Below are 21,257 nucleotides of genomic sequence, written 5' to 3' on the forward strand. Positions count from 1 at the left end.
CCGGGCGCCGATCAGCCCCGCAGCGCCACCGCCCGGTCCCACAGGTCCGCGACGACCTCCGCCGCCGGCCGATCGGCGTAGGCGTCGGCCGCCCGCCAGCGCGACCCCGCCCACAGCGGCGGCACCTCGGAGTCCCCGGCCTGCGCGGCGGCCTTGCGCAGGGGCCCGGTGAGCAGGTGCAGATGCGGGTACGCCGGGGGCGCGGCCGCATCGAACTCTTCCACGAAACCGTTGACGAGCGCCCGGGCGTAGCGGCCGGTGTAACAGCGGGTCGGCCGGGACTCTGTGAACCCGGGGTCGGCCAGCGCGCTCCTGTGCAGGTCGCTCGTGCCGGCCTCCGGGGTGCGCAGCAGGACGGTGCCCAACTGCACACCGTCCGCCCCGGCGTCGAGCACGGCGACCACGTCCTCCGGCGTGCTGATCCCGCCGGCGGCGACGAACTGCGTCTCCGGCAGCGCCTCACGCACCGCCCGCACCAGCGCCACTGTGGTGATGCCGTCGGGCTCCTCCCCCACCGTCGTGGTGGAGCGGTGTCCTCCGGCCTCGGCGCTCTGCACCGACAGCCAGTCCGCCCCCGACTCGACCGCCCGGCGTGCGTCGGCGACCCAGGCCACCGTGACGACCACGGTCGACCCCGCCTCCTGCAGAGCCCGGACCACGCCGGGATCCGGGATCCCGAAGGTGAAGGAGACCACCGCGACCGGGTCTGCCACCAGCGCCGCGAGGCTGGCGTCCTGGTCGAAGTCGGTGAACTCCGGCTCCTCCGGGAGCGTGACCCCCAGCCGTCGTGCGACCGGCCCGATCGCCGCCGCGTACCCCGCCACCGCGTCCGGTCCACCCGCCGCCGACAGGGCGGCGTCGGAGTCGTCGCGGTCCACGAGGAAGACGTTCACCCCGAACGGCGCGTCCGTCAGCTCACGCACACGCGCGATCTCCGCGCGGAGGCCGGCGGCGTCGAGGTACCCCGAACCGATCATCGCGAGCCCGCCCGCCTCGCCGACCGCGGCGATGAGTTCCGGTGTCGTGGGTCCGCCCGCCATCGGCGCACCGATCACGGGACGCCGCAGGTGGGACGGCAGGAGACGGGGCCGGACGTGGCGGGTGTCGTCGTGGGTCATGCCCCCGACGCTACGCCCGGCGGTACCGCCCGGCGTCGGGTCACCGCATAGACCGCGCCGCCGACGACGAAGACGACGACGCCCCCGATCACCGACTGCCAGGGCAGACTCCCGGCGACCACCACGCACCCGATCGCACCCAGTACCGGCACCCAGGCCGGCAGTCGCCGGCGTCGCCGATCGAGGCGCAGTGCGGCGGTGTTCGCCACGAGGTAGTAGATCAACACCGCGAAGGAGGAGAACCCGATCGCCTGACGGACGTCCGCGACCAGCACGATCGCGGCCACCAGCACGCCCACGCAGAGCTCGGCGACGTACGGCGTCCGCGTGGTGGGGTGCACGGCCGCGAGCGGCGCGGGCAGGTGCCGGTCGCGAGCCATCGCCATCGCCGTTCGGGATACGCCGAGCACCCCGCCGAGCAACGCCCCGAGGGCCGCGATCCCGGCGGCGACCCGGACCACCGACGCGAGCACCCCGCCACCGCCTGACTCGCCACCGTCTCCTGCGCCACCGTCTCCTGCGCCACCGCCTCCCGCACCGCCGATCTGCGCGGCCGCGTCGAGCACCGGCGCCGCGCTCGCGGCCACTCCCCCACCCCGAGGAGGTGCACCGTGGCGGCCAACACCGCCGCGTAGACCCCGATCACCACGGTGATCGCCACGACGACCGCGCGGGGGATCGTGCGGGCGGGCTCACGCACCTCCTCCCCGAGGGTCGCGATGCGGGCGTACCCGGCGAAGGCGAAGAAGCAGAACCCCGCGCCCCCGAGGACCCCGAGAACCCGGGCGGGCCACGCCTCACCGTCGACGGCGGGCGGTGACGCCACCGGACCGGCACTCGCGGGTCCCGTCACCCACGCCATCGCGACGAACACCGCCAGAACCACCAGCACGATTCCGACCAGCACCTTCGACGCGGCGGCCGTGCGCTGCACGCCGAGCACCGACAGCATCGTCAGCGCGAGCACCGCCGCGGCCGCGACGAGGCCGGCGTGCCCGGGCCAGAGGTACAGGCCCGCCGTGAGGGCCATCGCCGCGCAGGACGCGGTCTTGCCCACCACGAAACCCCAGCCGGCGAGGAACCCCGGCAGCGGCCCGAGGAGTTCGCGCCCGTAGACGTACGTCCCTCCCGCCGAGGGGAACTGCGCCGCCAGCCGGGCCGACGACAACGCGTTGCACACGGCCACCACCGCGGCCACCGCGAGCGAGACCCACACCAGCGAGCCGGCGCGGGCCGCGGCGGGCGCGAACGCCACGAACACCCCGGCCCCCACCATCGCGCCGAGCCCCAGGACGACGGCATCGGACAGGCCCAGTCTGCGCTCCAGAGTCGACGTCACCGTGTCACCATGACAAACCCGGGTGGACGGCAGATGAACGTGGCACCCGGCCCCCCGCTCGAATTCGGCTCACCCGCCGGTCCGGATACATTGGGGGTCGTGTCCCTCACCCGCCGGCTCCGCGTGACGGCCGCCGTCCTCATCACCGGACTGGCGATGAGCGGGTGCTCGGACGACGAACCCGCGGACCCGGCCCCCGTCAGCGCTGCGGCCACCCCGGCAGCGACAGCGGCTGGCGCTGCGCCGCCCGCGCCGCCACCTGCACCGCCGTGCGAGTCGCCCCTGGATTCACTGAGCCAGCGGGAGCGGATCGCGCAACTGTTCACCGTCGGCGTGAGTTCGATGGCAGACGCCCGGCAGGCGGTCGAGCAACACAAGATCGGAGGGATCTTCCTCGGTGGCGGCGTCGTCGGCGAGGTGGTCTCGGGCGACGCGCTCGCCCGTCTCCAGCAGGACAGTCCCCTCCCGCTGCTGGTCGCGATCGACGAAGAGGGCGGCCGCGTGTCCCGCATCGCCCCCTACGCCGGCCCGCTGCCGTCCGCCCGGGTCATGGCGGCCACCATGAGTCCGGAGCAGGTCCGGTCGGCGGCCCGCGCGCGCGGCGAGTTCCTGCGCGGGATGGGCGTGACCGTCGACTTCGCCCCCTCGGTCGACGTGTCCGCGCAACCGGACGGGGCCGTGATCGGGGACCGCTCCTTCTCCCCCGATCCGGCCCGCGTGGTGCGCTATGCCCGCGCGTTCGCGACCGGACTGCAGGACGCCGGTGTGGCCCCGGTCTTCAAGCACTTCCCCGGCCACGGCCGCTCCTCCGGCGACAGCCACCACCAGTCGGTGACCGTGCCACCCCTGGACCAGCTCGTGCCTCACGACCTGCACCCGTTCGCCGAACTCGCCGGGACCCCCGGCGCCGGCATGATGCTGGGCCACCAGCAGGTGCCCGGACTGACCGGGGTGAACCGTCCGGCCTCGCTCTCACCGGCGGCGTACCGACTCCTGCGGGAGGGCCACGGTTACGGGGCTCAACAGTTCGACGGACCGATCTTCACCGACGACCTGTCCGGCATGCGCGCGGTCACCGACGCCTTCCCGCTGCCCCGGGCGGTCGCCGAGTCGCTCATCGCCGGCGCGGACTCCCCGCTGTGGATCACCACGGCCGGGATCGGCGAGGCCTTGGACGCCGTCGAACAGGCCCTGGCCAATGGCGCGCTGAGCAGACAGGCCCTCGACCGCTCCCTGATGCGCATGGCGGCACTGCGCGGGATCCCCGGCTGTGTGGGCGGCCCCGCCACCGGGCAGGTCGAGGGCGCCGCCGCACTGTCCGCACCGATCCCCGACCTCGCCCCCCGCGCCGGACTGCCCGCACTGCCGGGGCCACCCGGCTGACCGGTCAGCCCGCGCCCTCCAGAGTCGCCGCGCCCCCGGTCCACACGCCCGAGGATCCGCGACGGTGCGAATCCACCAGGTGGGTGTCGACCACCCCGATCGCCTCCATCAGCGCGAAGACGGTCACCGGTCCCACGAAGCTGAAACCCCGTCGTTTGAGCTCCTTCGCGAGCGCCTCCGACTCCGGCGAGCGGCTGGGTACCTCGTCCGCGGTCCGCGGCTGCGGGGTGGTCGCCGGCCGGTACGACCAGATCAGCTCCCCGAGCCCGCCCTCGGACCGCAGGGCTACCACTGCACGCGCGTTGGCGATGGCGGCGTCGATCTTCCGGCGGTTGCGCACGATCCGCTCGTCGGACATGAGCCGGGCCACGTCGTCCTCGGTGAAGGCGGCGACGGCGTCCGGGGAGAACCCCGCGAACGCCTCCCGGAAGGCCGGGCGCTTGCGCAGGATCGTCACCCAGCTGAGCCCGGACTGGAATCCCTCGAGGACCAGCCGCTCGAACAGGCCGGCCTCGTCGCGGACGGGCACGCCCCACTCGGTGTCGTAATACTCCCGCAGCAGGGGGTCGCGCGCCGCCCAGGGAGGTCGCCTCAGTCCGTCCTCGCAGAGCACCGTGCCGGCGGCGGAGGCGTGGTTCTGGGTCTGGTTCCGGGTCTGGATCTGTGCCTGGGTCTGGGTCTGCATGAGGTCTCCCGGGTTCATCGGACCACCCGTGTGGCGGTCGCCCGCCACCCTAGGACCGCGCTACGACAGCACGCCCGTGAGCTGGACGATCCGCACCAGAGCCAGGACCAGCAGCGCCACCCCCACCACGAGGGTGAGCACTCGCCCGGCCACGCGGCCGTACGACAGGAACCGGTCGATCCGGCGGGTGGCCGCGGTGATCCCGCCCGACCGGACCCGCGCCAGGGCGACGATCAACCCGGCACTGGGCAGGATCGCGATGATCGCGAAGAACAGGATCTGCAGCAGCTTGGACCACCACGGGGTCTCGGCGAAGGAGATGAGCACCATCCCCGCGGCGAACGGCGCCGACGTCCCGGACTGGATGACGCCCAGGGCGACACCCGTGGCCATGATCCCGAACTTCTGCAGGATGTTCTGCGTCAGCGGCGCCTCGACGCTCTCCTCCTTGGCCTCGGCGGGCTGCCGCAACCCCATGACCGTGATGACGAGGCCGACCACGCCGAGCGCGACCATCGCCCACAGGTTGTAGAACAGGCTGCGGACGAACTCCTGGTTGTTGCCGATCACCCACACCGAGATCAGCGAGAGCAGCACGATGCCGCAGAACGCGCCGCCGGTGAACCGTGCGGCCCGCGGCGCGAACGCGACCCCGCGTCCGGCAGAGGTCAGCCACAGGCCCGCGATGACGGCGAAGGCCAGGAGGTTGAGCGAATCGATCGCCGCGAAACCCAGCAGGCTGAGGTAGTACTGCACCGGACAACCCTACCGACGTCGGCCCGGCCGGAAGTCTCGGAGGCCGTCGGGATCAGCGTCGTCGTCGCGGTCGCGGCCCTCGTTGTCGTCCCGCTCGCCGGCGTCCCGCTCGCCGTCGTCCCGCTCGCCGTCGTCCCGCTCGCCGGCAGAGCTCCCCTCCCGGCGCGGGCGGCCGAACACCGACCGCTCGCGGCGCCGCAGCACGTCGAGGTCCCGCACGGTCCAGCTCCGCACCGGTGCCGGGACACGCCACTGTCGCCACCACGCGACCATGCGGAACGCGAACACGAGGAAGGACAACACGGTCGCGGCGATCGGCCCCCAGGTGTCGGTGGCCACGGCGAGGGCCGTCAGGGCGGCACCGGTCGCCGCCGGGATGACATACAGGTTGGAGCCGCTGAACACCGCGGGGATCTCGTTGGCGACCACGTCCCGCAGCAACCCGCCGCCCACCGCCGTGACCACCCCGAGCAGCAGCGCCGACGCGACCGGCATCCCGTGATCCAGCGCCCGCGCGGTGCCGAAGGTGCAGAACAGCCCTAGGCCCGCGGCGTCGAACGCGACGATCAGGGTCTGCACGCGGTGGATGAGCGAACCGAGCAGGTACACGGCCGCCGCCGCGACCACGGGCGCGACCAAATAGATCGGCTCCGACAGCGCGAGCGGGGTGACCCCCAGCAGGACGTCACGGATGATGCCGCCACCGAGACCGGCGAGAAGCCCCAGCACGAGGCCACCGGTGATGTCGATGTCCTTCCGCGCCGCCAGCAGGTTCCCGGACAGGGCGAAGAAGAACACACCCATCAGGTCGAACCACAGGACCAGCGGCGAGGACTCCACGGCGGGGCCTAGACCACCGCGTCGGCCGCGTCCGACGCATCCGTGGTGGAACGCGCGTGATGACGGTTGCGCACCGCCCGGAACGTCCAGAGCTTGTTGACGATGAAGTTGATCGGCATCGTGATGAGGATCGTCAGCAGCTGACTCCAGTACTCACGGGAGCTGATCCCGGCGTCCTCGTGGAACAGCGGCTCCGGTAGGTAGAACGGGCTGGTGGGGTTGGTGAACGCGAGCTTGATGAAGATACCCGCGGCCGCCGCCACCGACCCCACCACGAGGAACGGCCAGAACTCCTGCCAGGGCGGCGCCTTGTGCCCCTTGCCGAACGTCCAGTGCCGGTTGAGCAGGAAGTTGTAGACGTTCGCCACGAGGAAGGCCACGATCCACACCAGCGTGGTGAACCGGAAGTTGAACTCCGTCCCCCCGAGCGGGAAGAGGATGTCCTGGGCGTTCTGTGTCCCGCCGTTGGCCTTGTTCATCAGGACCGTGACGATCATGTTCACGACCATGCCGGAGCCACCCACGATCCCGAACATGAGGAACTGTCGGGCGCCACGACGGTAGCGGCCGGGTTCGGGGAGGGCTGGGGTCACAGGCGATGAGTCTAGGCGTTCACCGCCCTCTCAGGCCGCGCCGTGGCCTTCCGCGATGCGTTCCGCCGGGTCCTCGATGGGCCCGGGTGCGGTGCCGTCGCCGAACGGTCGACCGCCCAGTTCCTCGCGGTGGTGCGGGGTGAGCAGACCGGACAGGTCCGGCCCCTTGGGGACCACACCGGTGGGGTTCACGTCCCGGTGGACGTCGTAGTAGTGCTCCTTGATCTGCGGGAAGTCGCAGGTGTCACCGAAACCGGGGGTCTGGAACAGGTCCCGCAGGTAGCCCCACAGCGCGGGCATCTCGGAGATCTTGTTGCGGTTGGCCTTGAAATGGCCGTGGTAGACCGCGTCGAAGCGGACCAGTGTGGTGAACAACCGGATGTCCGCGACGGTGATCGTGTCGCCGACGAGGTAGCGGCGCGTGGACAGCCGCTCCTCGAGCCGGTCCAGCGATTCCCACAGCTCGTCGTACGCCTGCTCGTAGGCGTCCTGGTCCGCCGCGAATCCGCAGCGGTACACGCCGTTGTTCACGGTGGGGTAGATCCACGAGTCCAGCTCGTCGATCTCGTCCCGGTGCTCGGCCGGGTACAGGTCCGGGGCGCCCTCGCGGTGGAAGGCCGTCCACTCGGAGAGGAGATCGAAGTTGAGCTTCTGATAGGCGTTGGTCACCACCGACTTGGTGGGCAGATCGACCAGCGCGGGGACCGTGATGCCGCGCGGGTAGTCGGGGATCCGGTTGAAGTAGGCCTCCTGCAGACGGTGCAGACCGGTCTCCGGGTCGCGCTCGTCCGGGTCGAGGTCGAAGACCCAGGAGTTGACGTCGTGCGTGGGGCCCGCGAGGCCCATCGAGATGGCGCCCTCGAGTCCCATGAGACGGCGCACGATGATGGTGCGACTGGCCCACGGGCAGGCGCGGGCGGCCATGAGTCGATAGCGGCCGGGCTCCACCGGCCACCGCATCTCGCCCACCCTGTCCCCCACCGGTTCCGACCCGGCCGGTACGTCCGCCACCACGCGATCGTTGATGTAGGTGGCGTCGCGGACGAACTCACCGTCGGTCGAGGCGTTCCTGGCGGGCGTGAAGTCGGTGTCGGCAGCCATGAGGGCCTCCAGAGATCGGCGTGAGGTTATTGATGCATCACCAACATACCGGGTGGGATGTGGCCAGGCCAGCCCTCCTCCCGACAACGGGTGTGCGACGCTGGGCACCATGGACTCCGCGCACGTCGACGACGTCCCCGCCCGCTACTCCGACTTCGCCGAGTTCGAGGTCCGCGGACGCACCCCGGTGTACCTCTCCTGGGCCCGGGGCATCGCGGACGACCCCGACACCAGCGACCTCATCGCCTCGCTGCCCCGGATCAAGCGTCAGCCGGCACTGTTCTTCGCCGCCGCCCGTCACGCCGGTGCGCCCGAGACCGAGGACTACCCGGCCTTCCGCGACTTCGTCCACGAACACTGGCCGGGGATCGAACAGATCGCGCTCACGCACTCCACGCAGACCAACGAGGCCAAGCGCTGCGCGGTGCTCCTGCCGTTCCTGTCCCTGCTGCCCGGACCGCTCTCGCTGGTGGAGATGGGCGCCTCCGCCGGCCTGTGCCTCTACCCGGACCGCTACGCCTACCGGTACACGCTCGACGGCGGCGTCACCCGCGAGCTGACGCCCGCAATCGTCGACTCTCCCGCGGCGCCCCCGGTCCTGGACTGCGACCTGCGCGACGGCGTCCCGCTGCCCCGCGCGTTGCCGGAGGTCGTCCACCGGGGCGGCGTCGACCTCTCCCCCATCGATCCAGCCGACCCGGATTCCCGCGACTGGCTACGCAGCCTGGTCTGGCCCGGACAGCAGGCCGAGCGCGTGCCCCGCCTGGACGCCGCGCTCGACATCGCGGCCGCCGACCCGCCGCAGATCATCGCCGGCGACCTGGTCGAGGAGCTGGAGGCCTCCGTCGCCGCGTGTCCCGCGGGATCGACACCGGTGGTGTTCCACACCGCGGTGCTCGGCTACCTCGAGCCGCCGGCCCGCGCCGAGTTCGTCCGCCGGGTCACCGAGCTGGACTGTGTGTGGATCTCGGTCGAGGGTGTGACCCTCCTGCCCGAACGTCGCCGAGCAGGTCCCGGAGTCGCTCCGTCGACACAAGGGCATCTTCGTCGTCGCCGTCAACGGTCGCCCCCTGGCCACGGCGCACGGCCACGGCGACTGGGTCCGCGCGCTCGACCTGCCCTGAGCTAGCCGAACGGCCACCCGCGCCGCATCGGCACGTCCGTTCCGGACCCACTCGCGTCGGGCTCGATGAGGTACTCCGTGCCGAAGGCCGCGGCGTAGATGTCCGGCGGGAACGCCAGCATCATGCCGATGTCGCTGGTCTGACTGGCGTGGCACTGCATCGCGCGGCGCTTGAGGTCGATCACGTCCGACGGCAGGTCGATCGCCCACGCGATCTCCGACTCCGCGACCCCGATCGGTTGTCCGTCGTCGCCGATGAGGATCGCCTGCCGGATCCGATCCGCGTCGAGGTCCATCCCGCCGGCCGCGAGAGCCTGCATGAACTCGGCCGCGGCGGGGCTGTCGAGCATCTCCACCTGGGTGTCCCGATTGGTCGTGGCCTCCATCAGGCGGGGACGTCGCGCGGCCACCTCCGCCGCGCGCCGGGCGATCCGGTGGACCGCGATGTGGTCGGGGTGCCCGTAGTTCCCGTGGTGGTCATAGCCCACCAGGACGTCGGCGTCCTCGCGGTCGCAGATCCGCGCCACCCGCGCGGCGGCCTCGTCGACGTCGGCGCTGTGGAGGCTCAGCGGGTGATCGTTCTGCTCCCACCCGGTCATCCCCGAATCCCGGTACCCCAGCCAGTCGATCCGGGCCACGCCCAGCACCGCCGCCGCCGCACGGGCCTCCCCTCGCCGGTGCTCCACCAGGTCGCCGTCGGGTCCGAGGTGCTCGGGGCGCTCACCGTGATCGCCGTCGGTGGCGAACACCGTCACCACCCGGTGCCCGGCGCGGGAGGCGAGCGCCATCATCCCCGCGGTCTGGGACGTCTCGTCGTCGGGATGGGCGTGGAGGAACACGATGGTCGACACCCGGACATTCTGCCCTGCCGGCCGCCCCGCGCGGGGCGTCACGCCCGTGCGTCGGGATGGCCCGCGAGCCAGCGGTCGAACGCCTCGGCGCTGGTCAGCTCAGGCGTGTAGCCGAAGACCGTCCGTAGACGCGTGTTGTCCAGCACCGGGCGGTAACGCAGGAAGCCGGTCTGCTCGGGCCCGTAGCGGCTGACCCGCAGTGCGCTTCCCACGGCGAGGACCGCCTTGAGCACCGGCTCGGGGATCGCGAGGGTGCGCTTGCCGAGCCGCGCCGCGATCTGGTGGATGGTCAGCGTGCCGGTGCCGGCCACGTTGAACGTGCCGGGCGGCCCGTCACCCACCGCGCGCACGACGATCGCCACCAGATCGGTGTCCCAGATGAACACGAACGGCGAGTCCGACCCCCGCACGGCCAGCAGCCGCCGCCGGTGGAACAGGGCGGTGATCTGGTTGTCCACGGCGTCGCCCAGGATCGTGCCGACGCGCAACACGACCTGCTCCAGCTCCGGGTGCTCCCGGCGGGCGTCGGCGAGCAGGTGTTCGACGAGCGCCTTGTGGTGGCTGTACGCGAAGGCGCTGGTGCCGCGGACCGGGTGATCCTCGGTGATGGGCACCGGATTGTCCGCGTGGTAGCCGTAGGCCGCGCCCGACGAGGACACGACGAGCCGCCCGACCCCGTGTTCTACACAGGCGTCGAGGACGTGACGGGAGCCGTCGACATCCACCCGGTAAGCGGCGTGGCGCCCCATCCCGTCGGGGTCGACGATCGAGGCCAGGTGCACCACCGCGTCGTGCCCCGCAACGGCGGTGGAGACGGCGGCGGCGTCGGTCACGTCGAGGCGCACGTGCCGCACCCCGGGGGCGCCCGGGTCGTCCGGCACCAGCAGGTCGCCGCTCGTCACCTCGTGCCCGGCAGCCGCGAGTCCGGCCACCACCCCTCTGCCGAGGAACCCGCTGCCGCCGGTGACCAGAACCTTCATGCCGTGACCTCCCTGTTCTCGGCGTTCGCCGTGCTGTGCCGCGCCCACACCACGGCGACGACCAACCCGGCGATGATGTCCCACACACCCCACCACGCGGCGACCAGGGCCATCCCACCGAGTCCGTCGAAGAAGCTGAACACGAACAGCAGTCCCAGCCCGGCGTTGCGGATGCCCACCTCGAACGTCATGGCCTTGCGGGCGGGGACGTCGAGCCGGAACCCACGCGCGATGCCGTACCCGAGGCCCAGGGCGAGCGCGTCGTGGAGGAACACCGCCACCGCCACCACCCCGATGTAGGCCACGAACAGCGACCAGTTGTTGGCGACCGCGATCACGATGATCCCGCCCAGCGCCACGAACGACAGAACCCCCACCACGCGGTGGGTGCGCGCGGCGACCTGCGGCAGCAGGTGCGACACGGTCAGCCCGAGCGCGAACGGCAGCGCGATGACCAGCAGCACCTCGCTGAGCATGTCCCACGGGGCCACGTCGCCACGCGCCCGGTGGGTGAGGATGTTGGAGACGTTGCCGGGCGGGCAGCACGCCACGAGGATCATGCCGAGCGCGACCGACCCCTGCACGCCGAGCAGCAGCGTCAGCAGGAACGTCAGCGCGGGCAGCAGCGCGAACTGTGCTGCCACGGCCACCGCGAACGCCCTTGGCTTGCGCAGCGCCAGCCGGAAGTCGGAGAGCCGCGTGTCCATGGCGATGCCGAACAGGATCAGTCCCAGGACGATCTTCAGCGTGGTGAGGGACCCGGAGTCGAACGCGATCCGGATGTCGTCGACGTTCACGAGCCGGCCCCCGGTGTCTGCGCGGAGTCCGAACCCGCCGCCTCCATGCGCGCGACCAGCCCGGTCACGGCGCCGCGGTAGGCGCTCTTGTTGACGTAGTAGGCCATCCGGTCCAGCCCGAGGTAGTGGTAGCCGCCCGTGAGGTCCGGGCGGGGGCCGCGCCGGGAGGAGTCGACGACGGCGAGGGCCGCACGCCCGGCCGGTGAGTCGTCACGGTGTGCCGCGAGATAGCGGGCGACGAGGTCGGCCTGTTCGTAGCGGCCCTGCCAGCCGATGCCGGAGGCCTCGAGCATGCCGAGTACGGCGAGGTCGTCGCGGGCCGACGGGAAGATGTTGAGGTGCAGGTCCGGCGCGGCGGCGCTCTCGGCCCAGTCGAGGTGGCGGCGGTCGATGAACGGGTAGTCCAGCACGTAGCCGGTGGCGAGCATGACCAGGTCGTACTCGCCGGAGGTCCCGTCGACGAAGTGCACGGTTCGCCCGTCGAACCGGTCGATGTCCGCGCGGACCCCGATGTCGCCGTGCCCCACGTGCTGCAGGATCAACGAGTTCACCACGGGGTGGGACTCGTAGATCTTGTGGTCGGGCTCCGGGAAACCGAACCGGGTCGGGTCGCCGGTGAAGGCCTTGAGTACGCGTGAGTCGATGAACTGCTTGATCCGCGGGGGCAGGGGGCGGCCGCCGGACCCGAGGGTGTCGGCGGGTCGGCCGAAGAGATACTTGGGCACGAAGTGGTAACCGCGCCGCAGGCTGATGTCGACCGACGCGGCGTGGTGGACGGCGTCGACCGCGATGTCGCAGCCGCTGTTGCCGCCGCCCACCACGAGGACGCGCTTCCCGGCCAGCTCCCGCGGGTACTTGTAGCGGCTGGTGTGGCGGACCTCGCCACTGAACCGGCCCGCGAACTCCGGGATCTTGGGCTCGGAGAGGGTGCCGTTCGCGATCACCAGCGCCGAGAACTCCCCGGCGTCAGCCTCGGGCCCGGGGCCCACCTCGTCGTCGTCGGTCCCACCGCCGCCCCCACCCACCGCGCGCACGTGGAGTCGCCACCCGGAGTCGCGCGCGTCACTCACCGGTTCCGCGCGGACCACCTCGGTGCCGAAGCGGAACCGTTCGCGTAGGCCGAAGTGGTCGGCGAAGTCGCGGAAGTAGGCCAGCAACCGGCGGTGGTCCGGGTAGTCGGGGGTGTCGGCCGGCATGGGGAACTCGGCGAACTCCGTGGTGCGGGCGGAGGAGATGAGGTGGGCCGACGCGTAGACCGTGCTTCGCGGGGAGTCGATGTTTCACAGCCCGCCGACGTCTCCGGCGAGGTCGAAGCCCACCCAGGCGACGCCCTGACGGTCGAGGTTGCGGGCTGCGGCCAGGCCGGAGGGCCCGGCCCCGATGATGGCGACTGGACGGGTGTCAAAGATGGGCACGGGTACAGATACTGCCCCAGAACGCGAGAATCCCCGGCCGGTTTCGTCCGCACTGGACGAAATCGACCGGGGAGGGCCCGGAAGCGACCCGGAGTCTACTTCTCGCGAACGACCGAGCCGTCGTCCTGCAGACGCAGGAGCGGGTAGATGCCGTTCTCGTCGTGGTTTTCGTCGCCGACGACCGGGGGGTTGAAGACGCAGAGCATCTGCATCTCCTCCTCCACGATGACCTGGTGCTTCTCGTTGCCGTCGAGCAGGTACATGGAGCCCGCCTCGAGCGGGTACTCCTTGTCGTTGGTCAGGTCACGCAGGGTGCCCTTGCCACGGGTCAGCCACACGGCCTCGATGTGGTTGGCGTAGTGGAAGTCGTTGGTAGTGCCGGCCGCGATGGTGGTCTCGTGGAACGAGAACCCGACGCGGTCGTCGGCCAGGACGATGCGCTTGGACTCCCAGTTGCCGTTGTTACCCTTGATGTGGCGGTCGGTGTCGGTGATCTCTGCGGTGGTACGAACGATCATGCGGGGCCTCCTCGGCGAGGTCGTGGGTCGAGGGTGTGTGGTCTGGGCGCTCAGAGGTACTGCTGGGCGAGGACGTGGTCGACGGCCTCGTAGCAGATCTCGATGCCGCGATCACGCTCGTCGTCGGTCAGGGTGAGCGGGGCGAGGAACTTGACGACCTCGTCGCTCGGGCCGGCGGTCTCGACCAGCATCTTCTTGTCGAAGCACCGGGCCATGACCTCTCCGGCCAGCTCCGGCTTCTCGAGGAAGGCGATACCGAACGCCATGCCGCGGCCGCGGAGTTCGAGCTTTCCCTCGTACTTGTAGACCAGCGGGGAGAAGCGCTCGCGCAGGATGCGACCGTTCTCGAGGGTGCGGTTCTGGAGGGTGTCGTCGGACCAGTACTTGCGCAGCGCCACGTCGGCGGTGATGAATGCCATGTTGTTGCCGCGGAAGGTGCCGTTGTGCTCGCCCGGGGTCCACTCGTCGAGCTCGCGGTTGAACAGGGTGACCGCCAGTGGCAGGCCGTAGCCACCGATCGACTTGGACAGGCAGACGATGTCCGGCTTGATGCCCGCGAACTCGAACGAGAAGAACTCGCCGGTGCGACCGCAGCCCATCTGGACGTCGTCGACGATCAGCAGGATGTCGTGGCGCTTGCACAGCTCGTCGAGGGCCTTCAGCCACTCGGCGCGCGCAGCGTTGATGCCTCCCTCGCCCTGGACGCACTCGACGATCACGGCCGCCGGGCGGTTCATGCCCGAGCCGGAGTCGACGAGGACGCGCTCCATCCACTGGAAGTCCTCGGTGACGCCACCGAAGTAGTTGTCGTACGGCATCGGCGTGGCGTGGACCAGCGGGATGCCGGCACCGGCGCGCTTCATCGAGTTGCCGGTCACCGACAGCGATCCGAGGGTCATGCCGTGGAAAGAGTTCGTGAAGTTGATGATGGCCTCGCGGCCGGTGACCTTACGGGCCAGCTTGAGTGCCGACTCCACGGCGTTGGTGCCGGTCGGCCCGGGGAACATCACCTTGTAGTCCAGCCCGCGCGGCTCGAGGATCTTCGAGGAGAAGGTCTCCAGGAACGCGCGCTTGGCGACGGTGTACTTGTCGAGCGAGTGGGTGACGCCGTCGCGCTGGATGTACTCCAACAGCGCGCTCTTCATGTCGTCGTCGTTGTGGCCGTAGTTCAGTGCGCCGGCACCGCCGAAGAAGTCGAGGTACTCGTCTCCGTCGACGGTCGTGAGCGTGGTGCCCTTGGCGGTGTCGAATACCACCGGCCAGTTGCGCGAGTAGCTACGGACCTCCGACTCGCGGTCGGAGAAGATGTCCGTATTGGTGCTGGTGTCGTGCGTGGACTCGGTCATGGTCTTCAGATCACTCCATTTGTGAAGAGGCGGGCGACGGTGGCGGGCCGGGCGGCCCGCGCGCCCTCGTCTAGGAAATCGTGTACAGGTCTTCTTGCTCGTGACCTTCGCCGAGGAGTTCGGAGCTCAGGTAGTCCTCGTCGGACAGCGTCATCCCGCGGTCTCGCGCGACGGCACCGAAGGTGCGCTGGGACGCCTCGTTGTCCGGGCTGATCGTGGTGCGCAGGCGCACCACGCCGCGCTCGGCCAGCCGGTCCATGAGGCTGTGCAGCAGTCGCGCCGCCAGTCCCTTGCCGCGCTGGTCGGCGTCGACGCCGACCTGCCACACGAAGATCGTGTCCGGCTCCGAGGGGCGGATGAATCCGGTGACGAATCCGACGACCCGGCCCTCGACCTCCACCACCACGGAGCTCTCCGAGAACTCCGCCCCCCACAGCACGTAGGCATAGGAGGAGTTGAGGTCGAGAACGCCGCTGTCTCGGGCGATCTCCCACATGCGGGTTCCGTCGGCCGCGGTGGGCACACGGAACAGCGCGTCGGACGAATCAGGGTTACGGGGTACTACTCGTTCTCCTGGGTTCATAGTCGGTGTCCACCGTAGTGACGTCCCCACGTTGTTGCATCACCCTTCCCCAATTCGTTACCTGAAAACACGATGAGTGTGCAGGTGGCCGCCGGGGAGTGAGGTCGGTCACGGCGCAGTCTCCGACAACGGTTCCGGCGAAGGCTCTGCGGTGACAGAATCAGGGCATGGACGCCAACCCGATCACCGAATTCGACGAGGCGCGAAGTCTGCAGCTTCTGGGCACCGTCTCCCTGGGACGCCTGGTCACCGTCTCCGAGGGCCGTGCCGACATTTTCCCCGTCAACTACGCGCTCTCCCCGGAGGGCAAGCTGTTCTTCCGCACCGCGGAGGGCTCCAAGCTCGCCGGAATCACGGTCCATCCGGATGTCGTGTTCCAGGTCGATCACATCGAGGGCGACGATGCCTGGTCGATCGTCGTGCGTGGGACGGCGCGACGGCTCGACAGCTTCGCGGAGATCAACCGCGCGGAGGATCTCGGGCTCAAGCCCTGGATCCCGACCCTGAAGTACAACTTCGTCGAGATCACGCCCGAGAAGATCTCCGGCCGCGGATTCACCTTCGGCGAGGAGCCGGAGCGCTACACCGGTTACTGACCCACGCCCCACTGGTCTGCGCCCACCCAGCCGCCTAGAACGGTGGTGGGTCGATGAGTTCGTCGAGGCGTTCGTGGAGTAGGGCGCGGATGCCTTTTTCGATGTCGCTGTGGTGGGGTTTGTTGCGGGCCCACCAGCGGCTGGCGCTCTCGGGGGTGGCGCTGGCGGGGGTGGCTTTCTCGGGCGTGGTGTCGGTGGCCGCGCCGGTGGTGGAGCCGGCGGCGTCCGTGCCCGTGCCGGGCGCGGGTGGGGTGGGGTCAAAGGTGCGAGCGCTTTCGGCCTTGCGGCGTTCGGTGTTGCGGCGTTCGGTGCGGTGGCGGGAGGCGCGGCGCGACCAGAACGTCGGCTCCGCGTCGGCCTGCTCGTCACCGGTGGGCCCGGGGCTGCGACGTTGCTGCCGGGTCCACGCCTCGGTCTCGGCGCGCGCCTGTTCACGCCGGTACTCGGCCAGTGGGCCGGAGGGCCGGGTGAGCATGGTCGAACCGTCCGGGGTGCGCACCAGCAGGGTGCCGTCGGGCTGTAGGTCGTAGATCCAGTCGGAGAAGGTCTTGAACCGGTGATGCCGCCGGCACATCGCCGCGAGGTTGGCCTCGATGGTGTGTCCGCCCCGCTGGGGGTCGGCGTGATCGAACGGCACCACATGGTCCAGATCGCAGGCCTCGGCCGGGATCGCGCAGCCGGGGTGGCGACAGGTGCCGTCCCGCAGCCGGATCCGGCGGGCCAACTGGGCACCGGGCCGGTACTTCAGGGCGGCGCGGGCGTCATCGGCGGCCCCGATGCGCGGATCGATGGGTTCGAAGGTGGCTCCGTCGCTGGTGGCGAGCATGTCCAGCAGGGCCTGCAGGGCGGCCTGGCCGGAGCGGGTGAACTCCACCCGGGCACCGCCGGCGTCGCGGGCGGTGTTGCCGGTGGCGATGACGGTGACCTTCGGCCGCAACGCCACCCCGGCACCCGGCGCGCCGGGCCGGCCGGGGCGGCCGGGGCGGGTGGGGGTGCCGGCTAGGCCGGGATCGCCGCACACCAGGGACATCAGGGCGTCGGCGCGCCGCTCGGCGATCGAGTAATCCTCGACCTCGCCAGCGCCATCACTGTCGGCCGCGCCGCCGCCGCCGGCGTTGGCGGCGGCTTGGGCGTCGGCGTACTTGTGGTCTTTCACCCGTTGGTCGAGGGCCTCGGCCAGGACGGCTGCTTCCTCGGTGGCCAGGATCGCCGACACACTCGACATGCCGTCGACGCCCTTGTGGAACCGCACCCCGCGGGTGCGGGCCGCTTCCTGACGGCGCAGGCGGATGCCGTTCGCGTCGTAGCGGGCGATGATCGCATCGACGTTGCCGCGGATGGCTTTCTCACCAAGGCGCACCCCGCCCTCGATCGCGGCGAGGTACTCCTCGACGACCTGCCGCTGCACCGCCTCGAGCACATCGACGTGGACGGTGGCCATCTGCGAGGCCAGGATATTCGCAGCCTGCAGATCCAGCCGCCCCTGCGCCATCGCGGACAGGATCGCCGGATACCGCAGGTGCAGATCGAGGGCGAAGGTGATCATCCGTTCGGCCCGGCCCGTCGAGATCGCCATCGCCGACACCACGTACCCGGCCGCGACATCGATCGGATCGAGCACCGCATGACCGGGCCGACACTCACCGCCGCCCGCCCCGGACTCCTCCCGGCGCTGGCATTCGACAAACAACTCGTAACAGGCCACGAACCGGCGCGCCGCCGCACGATTCTCGCCCATCCACCCCTCACGCGCCGCCGCCCGCAACCCCGACAGCGACACGGGCGCCGCGGAACCGGCGCCGCCACCGGACGGGGACGGACCACCGGCCGCGGCGTCTTCGTTCCCGCCCATGTGCCCCACCCCCTGCCCGTGCGTACGGTCTCGAATCTGTGTTCTATGATACGCACGCACATTCGAACAGGCAAGGGTCACACATCATCAAATAGCCCCAGCCGAGAACACGCGGGACCGTCGTGCTCACCCCAGCGACGCGGCCACCGCCGCCTTCGCCCACTGCCCCACCCCGATAAGGGTCGCCGACGCCGCGCCGCACCAGTCGCCGTAGCCGAGCAGGAACAGTCCCGGGACGCCCGGCACCTCGACGCCACTCGTGAGGACCCGTCCGTCGCGACGCGGCAGCAACCCCCGCAAGTGACCCAACGCCGGCCGGAAGCCGGTACACCAGATCACCGCGTCGACCGGCTCGCGTCGACCGTCCGACCACTCCACACCGGCCGCGGTGAACCGCTCGAACATCGGCGTCGCCTCCAGGAGGCCGGCGTCACGGGCTGCGCGGACCGGCGGCACCACGACGATGTCGCCCAGCTCGGCGATGCCGCCGCCGGACTCCCCCACGCCCCGGATGGCCGCGTTGGCGACGCGGAAGAGTTCGCGGCCGTCGACATCGTCGGGCAGGTAGCGGGGCGGGCCGGTTGTACACCAGGTCAGCGACCCGCCGGAGTCGGCGAGTGGTCGCGCGAGGTCCGCGGCGATCTGGGCGCCCGAGTTCGCGCCACCGACCACAACGACGCGCCTGCCCTCGAAGTCCGACGGGCCCCGGTAGGCGGCGCTGTGCAGCTGCCGGCCACGGAAGTCGGCGGCTCCCGGATAGGTGGGGACGAAGGGGCGTCGATAGGTACCGGTCGCACTGATGACCGCCCGTGCGCGCCACGAGCGACCGTCAGCGGCCCGGATGAGGAACACCTTGTCGTCGTGGTCCTGGTCGTCGTCGTGGTTGTCGTCGTGGCCGTCGTCGCCGTTGGTGGCGTTGGTGGCGTAGCCGCCCTCTCGCCCTGCCCCCGGCCGCTCCACGGCGACCACCGTCACCCCGCGCCGCACGGGGAGGTCATAGTACTCCTCGTACCCGCGCAGGTAGTCCACGACGTGGGCCGCGCCGGGATTGGCGCCGTCGTCGGTGCGGGGCATGCGGCGGCCCGGCAGGGACGAGAAGTCGGCGGGCGAGAACAACCGCAGGGACGGCCAGGTGTGCGGCCACGCGCCGCCGGGCTCGTCCGAGGCGTCGAGGATCTCGAAGTCCGCGCCGGCGCGGCGGAGGTAGAAACCGGCCGCGAGGCCCGCCTGGCCCCCGCCGATCACCACAACATCGCGCACGACCGCGTCCGACACCTCGCCACCCCCTTCGGAACGGTCCTGAACTGTTCCTATCGACGGTTATCGGTCACAGCGCCCGACCGATGACCTCCTTCATGATCTCGTTCGTGCCCCCGTAGATCCGCATGACGCGGGCGCCGGCGAACTTCTGGGCGATGGGGTACTCCATCATGTAGCCGTAGCCGCCGAACAGCTGGAGGCAGCGGTCGACCACGTCGTCGAGCATGTCGGTCGCCTGGAGCTTGGCCATCGACGCGGTGACGGCGTCGAGCTCCCCTGCGATCTCCCGGGAGATGCAGTGGTCGACGAACGTGCGGGTGGCCATGACCTGGGTCTTGCAGTGCGCCAGCTCGAAGCGGGTGTTCTGGAAGTCCAGGATCGGCTTGCCGAACGCCTGCCGCTCGCGGACGTACTCGAGCGTCTCCACGACGGCGGCCTCGGCCATGGCCAGCGCGTCCACGGCGATCGCCAGGCGCTCGCGCGGGAGCTGGTTCATGAGCTGGTAGAAGCCCTGCCCCTCCTCGCCGCCGAGGAGGTTGGCGGCGGGCACGCGCATGTCGTTGAAGAACAGCTCGGCGGTGTCGGCGCCGTGGCGGCCCATCTTCTCCAGCACGCGCCCGCGCTCGAAGCCCGGCGTCGTGGCCTCCACGGCGAACAGGGCCATGCCCTTGTGGCCGGCGTCGAGGTCGGTCTTGGCCACCACCACCACGAAGTCGGCGGAGCCACCGTTGGAGATGAAGGTCTTGGAGCCGTTGATGACGTAGTGGTCGCCGTCCCGCTTGGCGGTGGTGCGCACGCCCTGCAGGTCTGACCCGGCGCCGGGCTCGGTCATGGCGATGGCGGAGATCCACTCACCCGAGCAGATCTTCGGCAGCCACTCGCGCTTCTGCTCCTCCGTGGCGTAGTTCGCCACGTAGTGGGGGGTGATGGTGGAGCCGACGCCCATGCCGAACGCGGTGTCGCCGGAGTAGACGAGCTCTTCGGTGACGAGGTACTCCATGCCCGGGTCGCCGCCCTGGCCGCCGAACTCCTCGGGCACGTCGAGGCAGATGAGGCCGGCCTCGCCGGTGCGCAGCCAGGTCTCGCGGTCCACGTGCTTCTGCGTGGACCACTTCTCCTGGTTGGGCGTCATCTCCTTGGCGAAGAACGCGCGGGCGTGCTCTCGGAGCAGCCGGTGGTCGTCGGTCTCCCAGGTGGGGCGGTAGTCGGGGAAGAGTGCGGACACTGGGGGCCTCCATGAGGGGACGACGACGACGATGAGGTTCGCGGCAAGTTTACGTGTGCCCGTTCCGGCGACGGCGGGCACGCGAGCACCGAGGAGGGCCATACTCGGGTCATGAACGATTCCCCGGACCGGCCAGAGAACGCAGCCCAGCCCGAGAAGGCCACCACCCCGGCATCCTCGGGCCATTCCGTGCCCGAGGCGTTCCCCACCGACTGGACCCGGGGGCTGGTCCTGGTCGCGCACCCCGACGACCCCGAGTACGGGATGTCCGCCGCGGTGGCGCGGTGGACGGCCGAGGGCCGCAGCATCGTCTACGTCCTGGCCTCCAGCGGCGAGGCCGGCATCGAGGGGATGGCACCGGCGATCGCGGGACCGATCCGCGAGGAGGAGCAGCGGCGGTCCTCGGCGATCGTCGGGGTGGACGAGGTGGAGTTCCTCGGTTTCCCGGACAGCCGGATCGTCAACAACGCCGAACTGCGCGACGCGGTGGCCGACGCGATCCGCCGCCATCGCCCGGACGTGGTCATCTCCCTGTACTCCGGTGAGGAGTTCGGGCCGGGGATGCCCAACCAGAGCGATCACATGGAGTTCGGAGCGGCCGTGGGGGCCGCGTACGACGACCTGGTCGCCGCGGTCGGGGTGGACGCCGCGGAGGGGCGTCCGCAGATGTGGTTCGAGTCCTCGCCCGAGGTGACGCACTACGTCGACGTGAAGGGCTTCGTCGAGCCGGCCGTCGACGCGCTGGCCGAGCACTCCGAGTACCTGTCGGTGCTCGACCCTCAGACGCCGGTGCGGGACCAGGCGCGCGCGCAGGTCGAGGCCGTGTGCGCGTCGCGTGAGGGACTCGCCGGCGGCAACCCGGTGGTGGGCTTTCGGCGCATGCGGCCCTGAGCCGG

At 70.8% G+C, this 21,257-nt stretch carries 21 protein-coding genes and 1 pseudogene; 4 read left to right on the forward strand and 18 right to left on the reverse strand.

The genetic code is table 11. The annotated features are described in order from the left end of the window. Window positions 1-11 precede the first annotated feature (11 nt). The gene (locus OVA21_RS14435) at window positions 12-1,118 is read right to left on the reverse strand and encodes an NAD(P)H-dependent flavin oxidoreductase (protein WP_268092723.1); all 1,107 of its coding nucleotides are present in this window, start codon (window positions 1,116-1,118) and stop codon (window positions 12-14) included. Continuing rightward, a pseudogene (locus OVA21_RS14440) lies at window positions 1,115-2,394 on the reverse strand (APC family permease). Before OVA21_RS14440 ends, OVA21_RS14435 begins: the two are co-directional and overlap by 4 nt. Before the next feature lie 162 nt (window positions 2,395-2,556). On the opposite strand from OVA21_RS14440, the gene OVA21_RS14445 reads away from it, so the two are divergent. Continuing rightward, window positions 2,557-3,840, forward strand: a complete 1,284-nt coding sequence (locus OVA21_RS14445; protein WP_268092724.1) for a glycoside hydrolase family 3 N-terminal domain-containing protein — start codon at window positions 2,557-2,559, stop codon at window positions 3,838-3,840. A gap of 4 nt (window positions 3,841-3,844) precedes the next feature. On the opposite strand, the gene OVA21_RS14450 is transcribed toward OVA21_RS14445, so the two are convergent. From OVA21_RS14450 to OVA21_RS14470, 5 genes are read right to left on the reverse strand one after another with little or no spacing between them, the layout of a single operon-like run. After that, window positions 3,845-4,525, reverse strand: coding sequence for a DNA-3-methyladenine glycosylase I (locus OVA21_RS14450; protein ID WP_268092725.1), 681 nt, complete (start codon window positions 4,523-4,525; stop codon window positions 3,845-3,847). A gap of 60 nt (window positions 4,526-4,585) precedes the next feature. Next, complete coding sequence (locus OVA21_RS14455) at window positions 4,586-5,281, reverse strand: hypothetical protein (RefSeq protein WP_069390142.1); 696 nt, start codon at window positions 5,279-5,281, stop codon at window positions 4,586-4,588. 9 nt (window positions 5,282-5,290) lie between these two features. Then, window positions 5,291-6,121, reverse strand: a complete 831-nt coding sequence (locus OVA21_RS14460; RefSeq protein ID WP_268092726.1) for a trimeric intracellular cation channel family protein — start codon at window positions 6,119-6,121, stop codon at window positions 5,291-5,293. Window positions 6,122-6,129: 8 nt separating this feature from the next. Then, window positions 6,130-6,714, reverse strand: a complete 585-nt coding sequence (locus OVA21_RS14465; protein ID WP_083249815.1) for a GtrA family protein — start codon at window positions 6,712-6,714, stop codon at window positions 6,130-6,132. 30 nt (window positions 6,715-6,744) lie between these two features. Beyond that, the gene (locus OVA21_RS14470; protein ID WP_069390139.1) at window positions 6,745-7,815 is read right to left on the reverse strand and encodes a glutathione S-transferase family protein; all 1,071 of its coding nucleotides are present in this window, start codon (window positions 7,813-7,815) and stop codon (window positions 6,745-6,747) included. 109 nt (window positions 7,816-7,924) lie between these two features. Here OVA21_RS14470 and OVA21_RS14475 point away from each other — a divergent pair, with 109 nt between their 5' ends. Beyond that, the gene (locus OVA21_RS14475; protein ID WP_268092727.1) at window positions 7,925-8,944 is read left to right on the forward strand and encodes a DUF2332 domain-containing protein; all 1,020 of its coding nucleotides are present in this window, start codon (window positions 7,925-7,927) and stop codon (window positions 8,942-8,944) included. Here OVA21_RS14475 and OVA21_RS14480 read toward each other — a convergent pair. From OVA21_RS14480 to ectA, 8 genes are all read right to left on the reverse strand, one after another. Further along, the gene (locus OVA21_RS14480; protein WP_096906634.1) at window positions 8,941-9,789 is read right to left on the reverse strand and encodes a PIG-L family deacetylase; all 849 of its coding nucleotides are present in this window, start codon (window positions 9,787-9,789) and stop codon (window positions 8,941-8,943) included. The two genes, OVA21_RS14475 and OVA21_RS14480, sit on opposite strands and share 4 nt — an antisense overlap. A gap of 38 nt (window positions 9,790-9,827) precedes the next feature. Beyond that, window positions 9,828-10,769 carry an SDR family oxidoreductase gene (locus OVA21_RS14485; protein WP_069390136.1) on the reverse strand — a complete coding sequence of 314 codons (942 nt, stop codon included), beginning with the start codon at window positions 10,767-10,769 and terminating at the stop codon, window positions 9,828-9,830. After that, on the reverse strand, window positions 10,766-11,566 hold the full coding sequence (locus tag OVA21_RS14490; protein ID WP_069390135.1) for a bile acid:sodium symporter family protein: 801 nt from the start codon (window positions 11,564-11,566) through the stop codon (window positions 10,766-10,768). Before OVA21_RS14490 ends, OVA21_RS14485 begins: the two co-directional genes overlap by 4 nt. Further along, on the reverse strand, window positions 11,563-12,843 hold the full coding sequence (locus tag OVA21_RS14495) for a flavin-containing monooxygenase (RefSeq protein WP_268093162.1): 1,281 nt from the start codon (window positions 12,841-12,843) through the stop codon (window positions 11,563-11,565). Before OVA21_RS14495 ends, OVA21_RS14490 begins: the two co-directional genes overlap by 4 nt. 3 nt (window positions 12,844-12,846) lie before the next feature. Beyond that, window positions 12,847-12,981 carry an NAD(P)-binding protein gene (locus OVA21_RS14500; RefSeq protein WP_241504338.1) on the reverse strand — a complete coding sequence of 45 codons (135 nt, stop codon included), beginning with the start codon at window positions 12,979-12,981 and terminating at the stop codon, window positions 12,847-12,849. 95 nt (window positions 12,982-13,076) lie between these two features. Next, entirely contained in the window at window positions 13,077-13,499 is a 423-nt protein-coding gene (locus OVA21_RS14505; RefSeq protein WP_067715905.1) for an ectoine synthase, read from the reverse strand. 50 nt (window positions 13,500-13,549) lie between these two features. Next, the gene (gene ectB, locus OVA21_RS14510; protein ID WP_159147614.1) at window positions 13,550-14,845 is read right to left on the reverse strand and encodes a diaminobutyrate--2-oxoglutarate transaminase; all 1,296 of its coding nucleotides are present in this window, start codon (window positions 14,843-14,845) and stop codon (window positions 13,550-13,552) included. Between the two features lie 70 nt (window positions 14,846-14,915). Continuing rightward, on the reverse strand, window positions 14,916-15,428 hold the full coding sequence (ectA, locus tag OVA21_RS14515; protein WP_067715900.1) for a diaminobutyrate acetyltransferase: 513 nt from the start codon (window positions 15,426-15,428) through the stop codon (window positions 14,916-14,918). A 167-nt stretch (window positions 15,429-15,595) separates the two neighbouring features. Between ectA and OVA21_RS14520 the strand changes: the two genes are divergently transcribed. Beyond that, complete coding sequence (locus OVA21_RS14520; protein WP_096906631.1) at window positions 15,596-16,024, forward strand: pyridoxamine 5'-phosphate oxidase family protein; 429 nt, start codon at window positions 15,596-15,598, stop codon at window positions 16,022-16,024. Window positions 16,025-16,058: 34 nt separating this feature from the next. Here OVA21_RS14520 and OVA21_RS14525 read toward each other — a convergent pair whose 3' ends face one another. From OVA21_RS14525 to OVA21_RS14535, 3 genes are all read right to left on the reverse strand, one after another. After that, complete coding sequence (locus OVA21_RS14525; RefSeq protein WP_268092728.1) at window positions 16,059-17,876, reverse strand: HNH endonuclease signature motif containing protein; 1,818 nt, start codon at window positions 17,874-17,876, stop codon at window positions 16,059-16,061. Between the two features lie 126 nt (window positions 17,877-18,002). Further along, on the reverse strand, window positions 18,003-19,151 hold the full coding sequence (locus tag OVA21_RS14530) for an NAD(P)-binding domain-containing protein (RefSeq protein ID WP_268092729.1): 1,149 nt from the start codon (window positions 19,149-19,151) through the stop codon (window positions 18,003-18,005). A gap of 52 nt (window positions 19,152-19,203) precedes the next feature. Beyond that, window positions 19,204-20,361, reverse strand: coding sequence for an acyl-CoA dehydrogenase family protein (locus OVA21_RS14535; protein WP_268092730.1), 1,158 nt, complete (start codon window positions 20,359-20,361; stop codon window positions 19,204-19,206). Window positions 20,362-20,472: 111 nt separating this feature from the next. Between OVA21_RS14535 and OVA21_RS14540 the strand changes: the two genes are divergently transcribed. Beyond that, the gene (locus OVA21_RS14540; protein WP_268092731.1) at window positions 20,473-21,252 is read left to right on the forward strand and encodes a PIG-L deacetylase family protein; all 780 of its coding nucleotides are present in this window, start codon (window positions 20,473-20,475) and stop codon (window positions 21,250-21,252) included. Window positions 21,253-21,257: the final 5 nt, after the last annotated feature.

Source organism: Dietzia sp. SL131 (assembly GCF_026672565.1).
Taxonomy (GTDB): domain Bacteria; phylum Actinomycetota; class Actinomycetes; order Mycobacteriales; family Mycobacteriaceae; genus Dietzia; species Dietzia kunjamensis.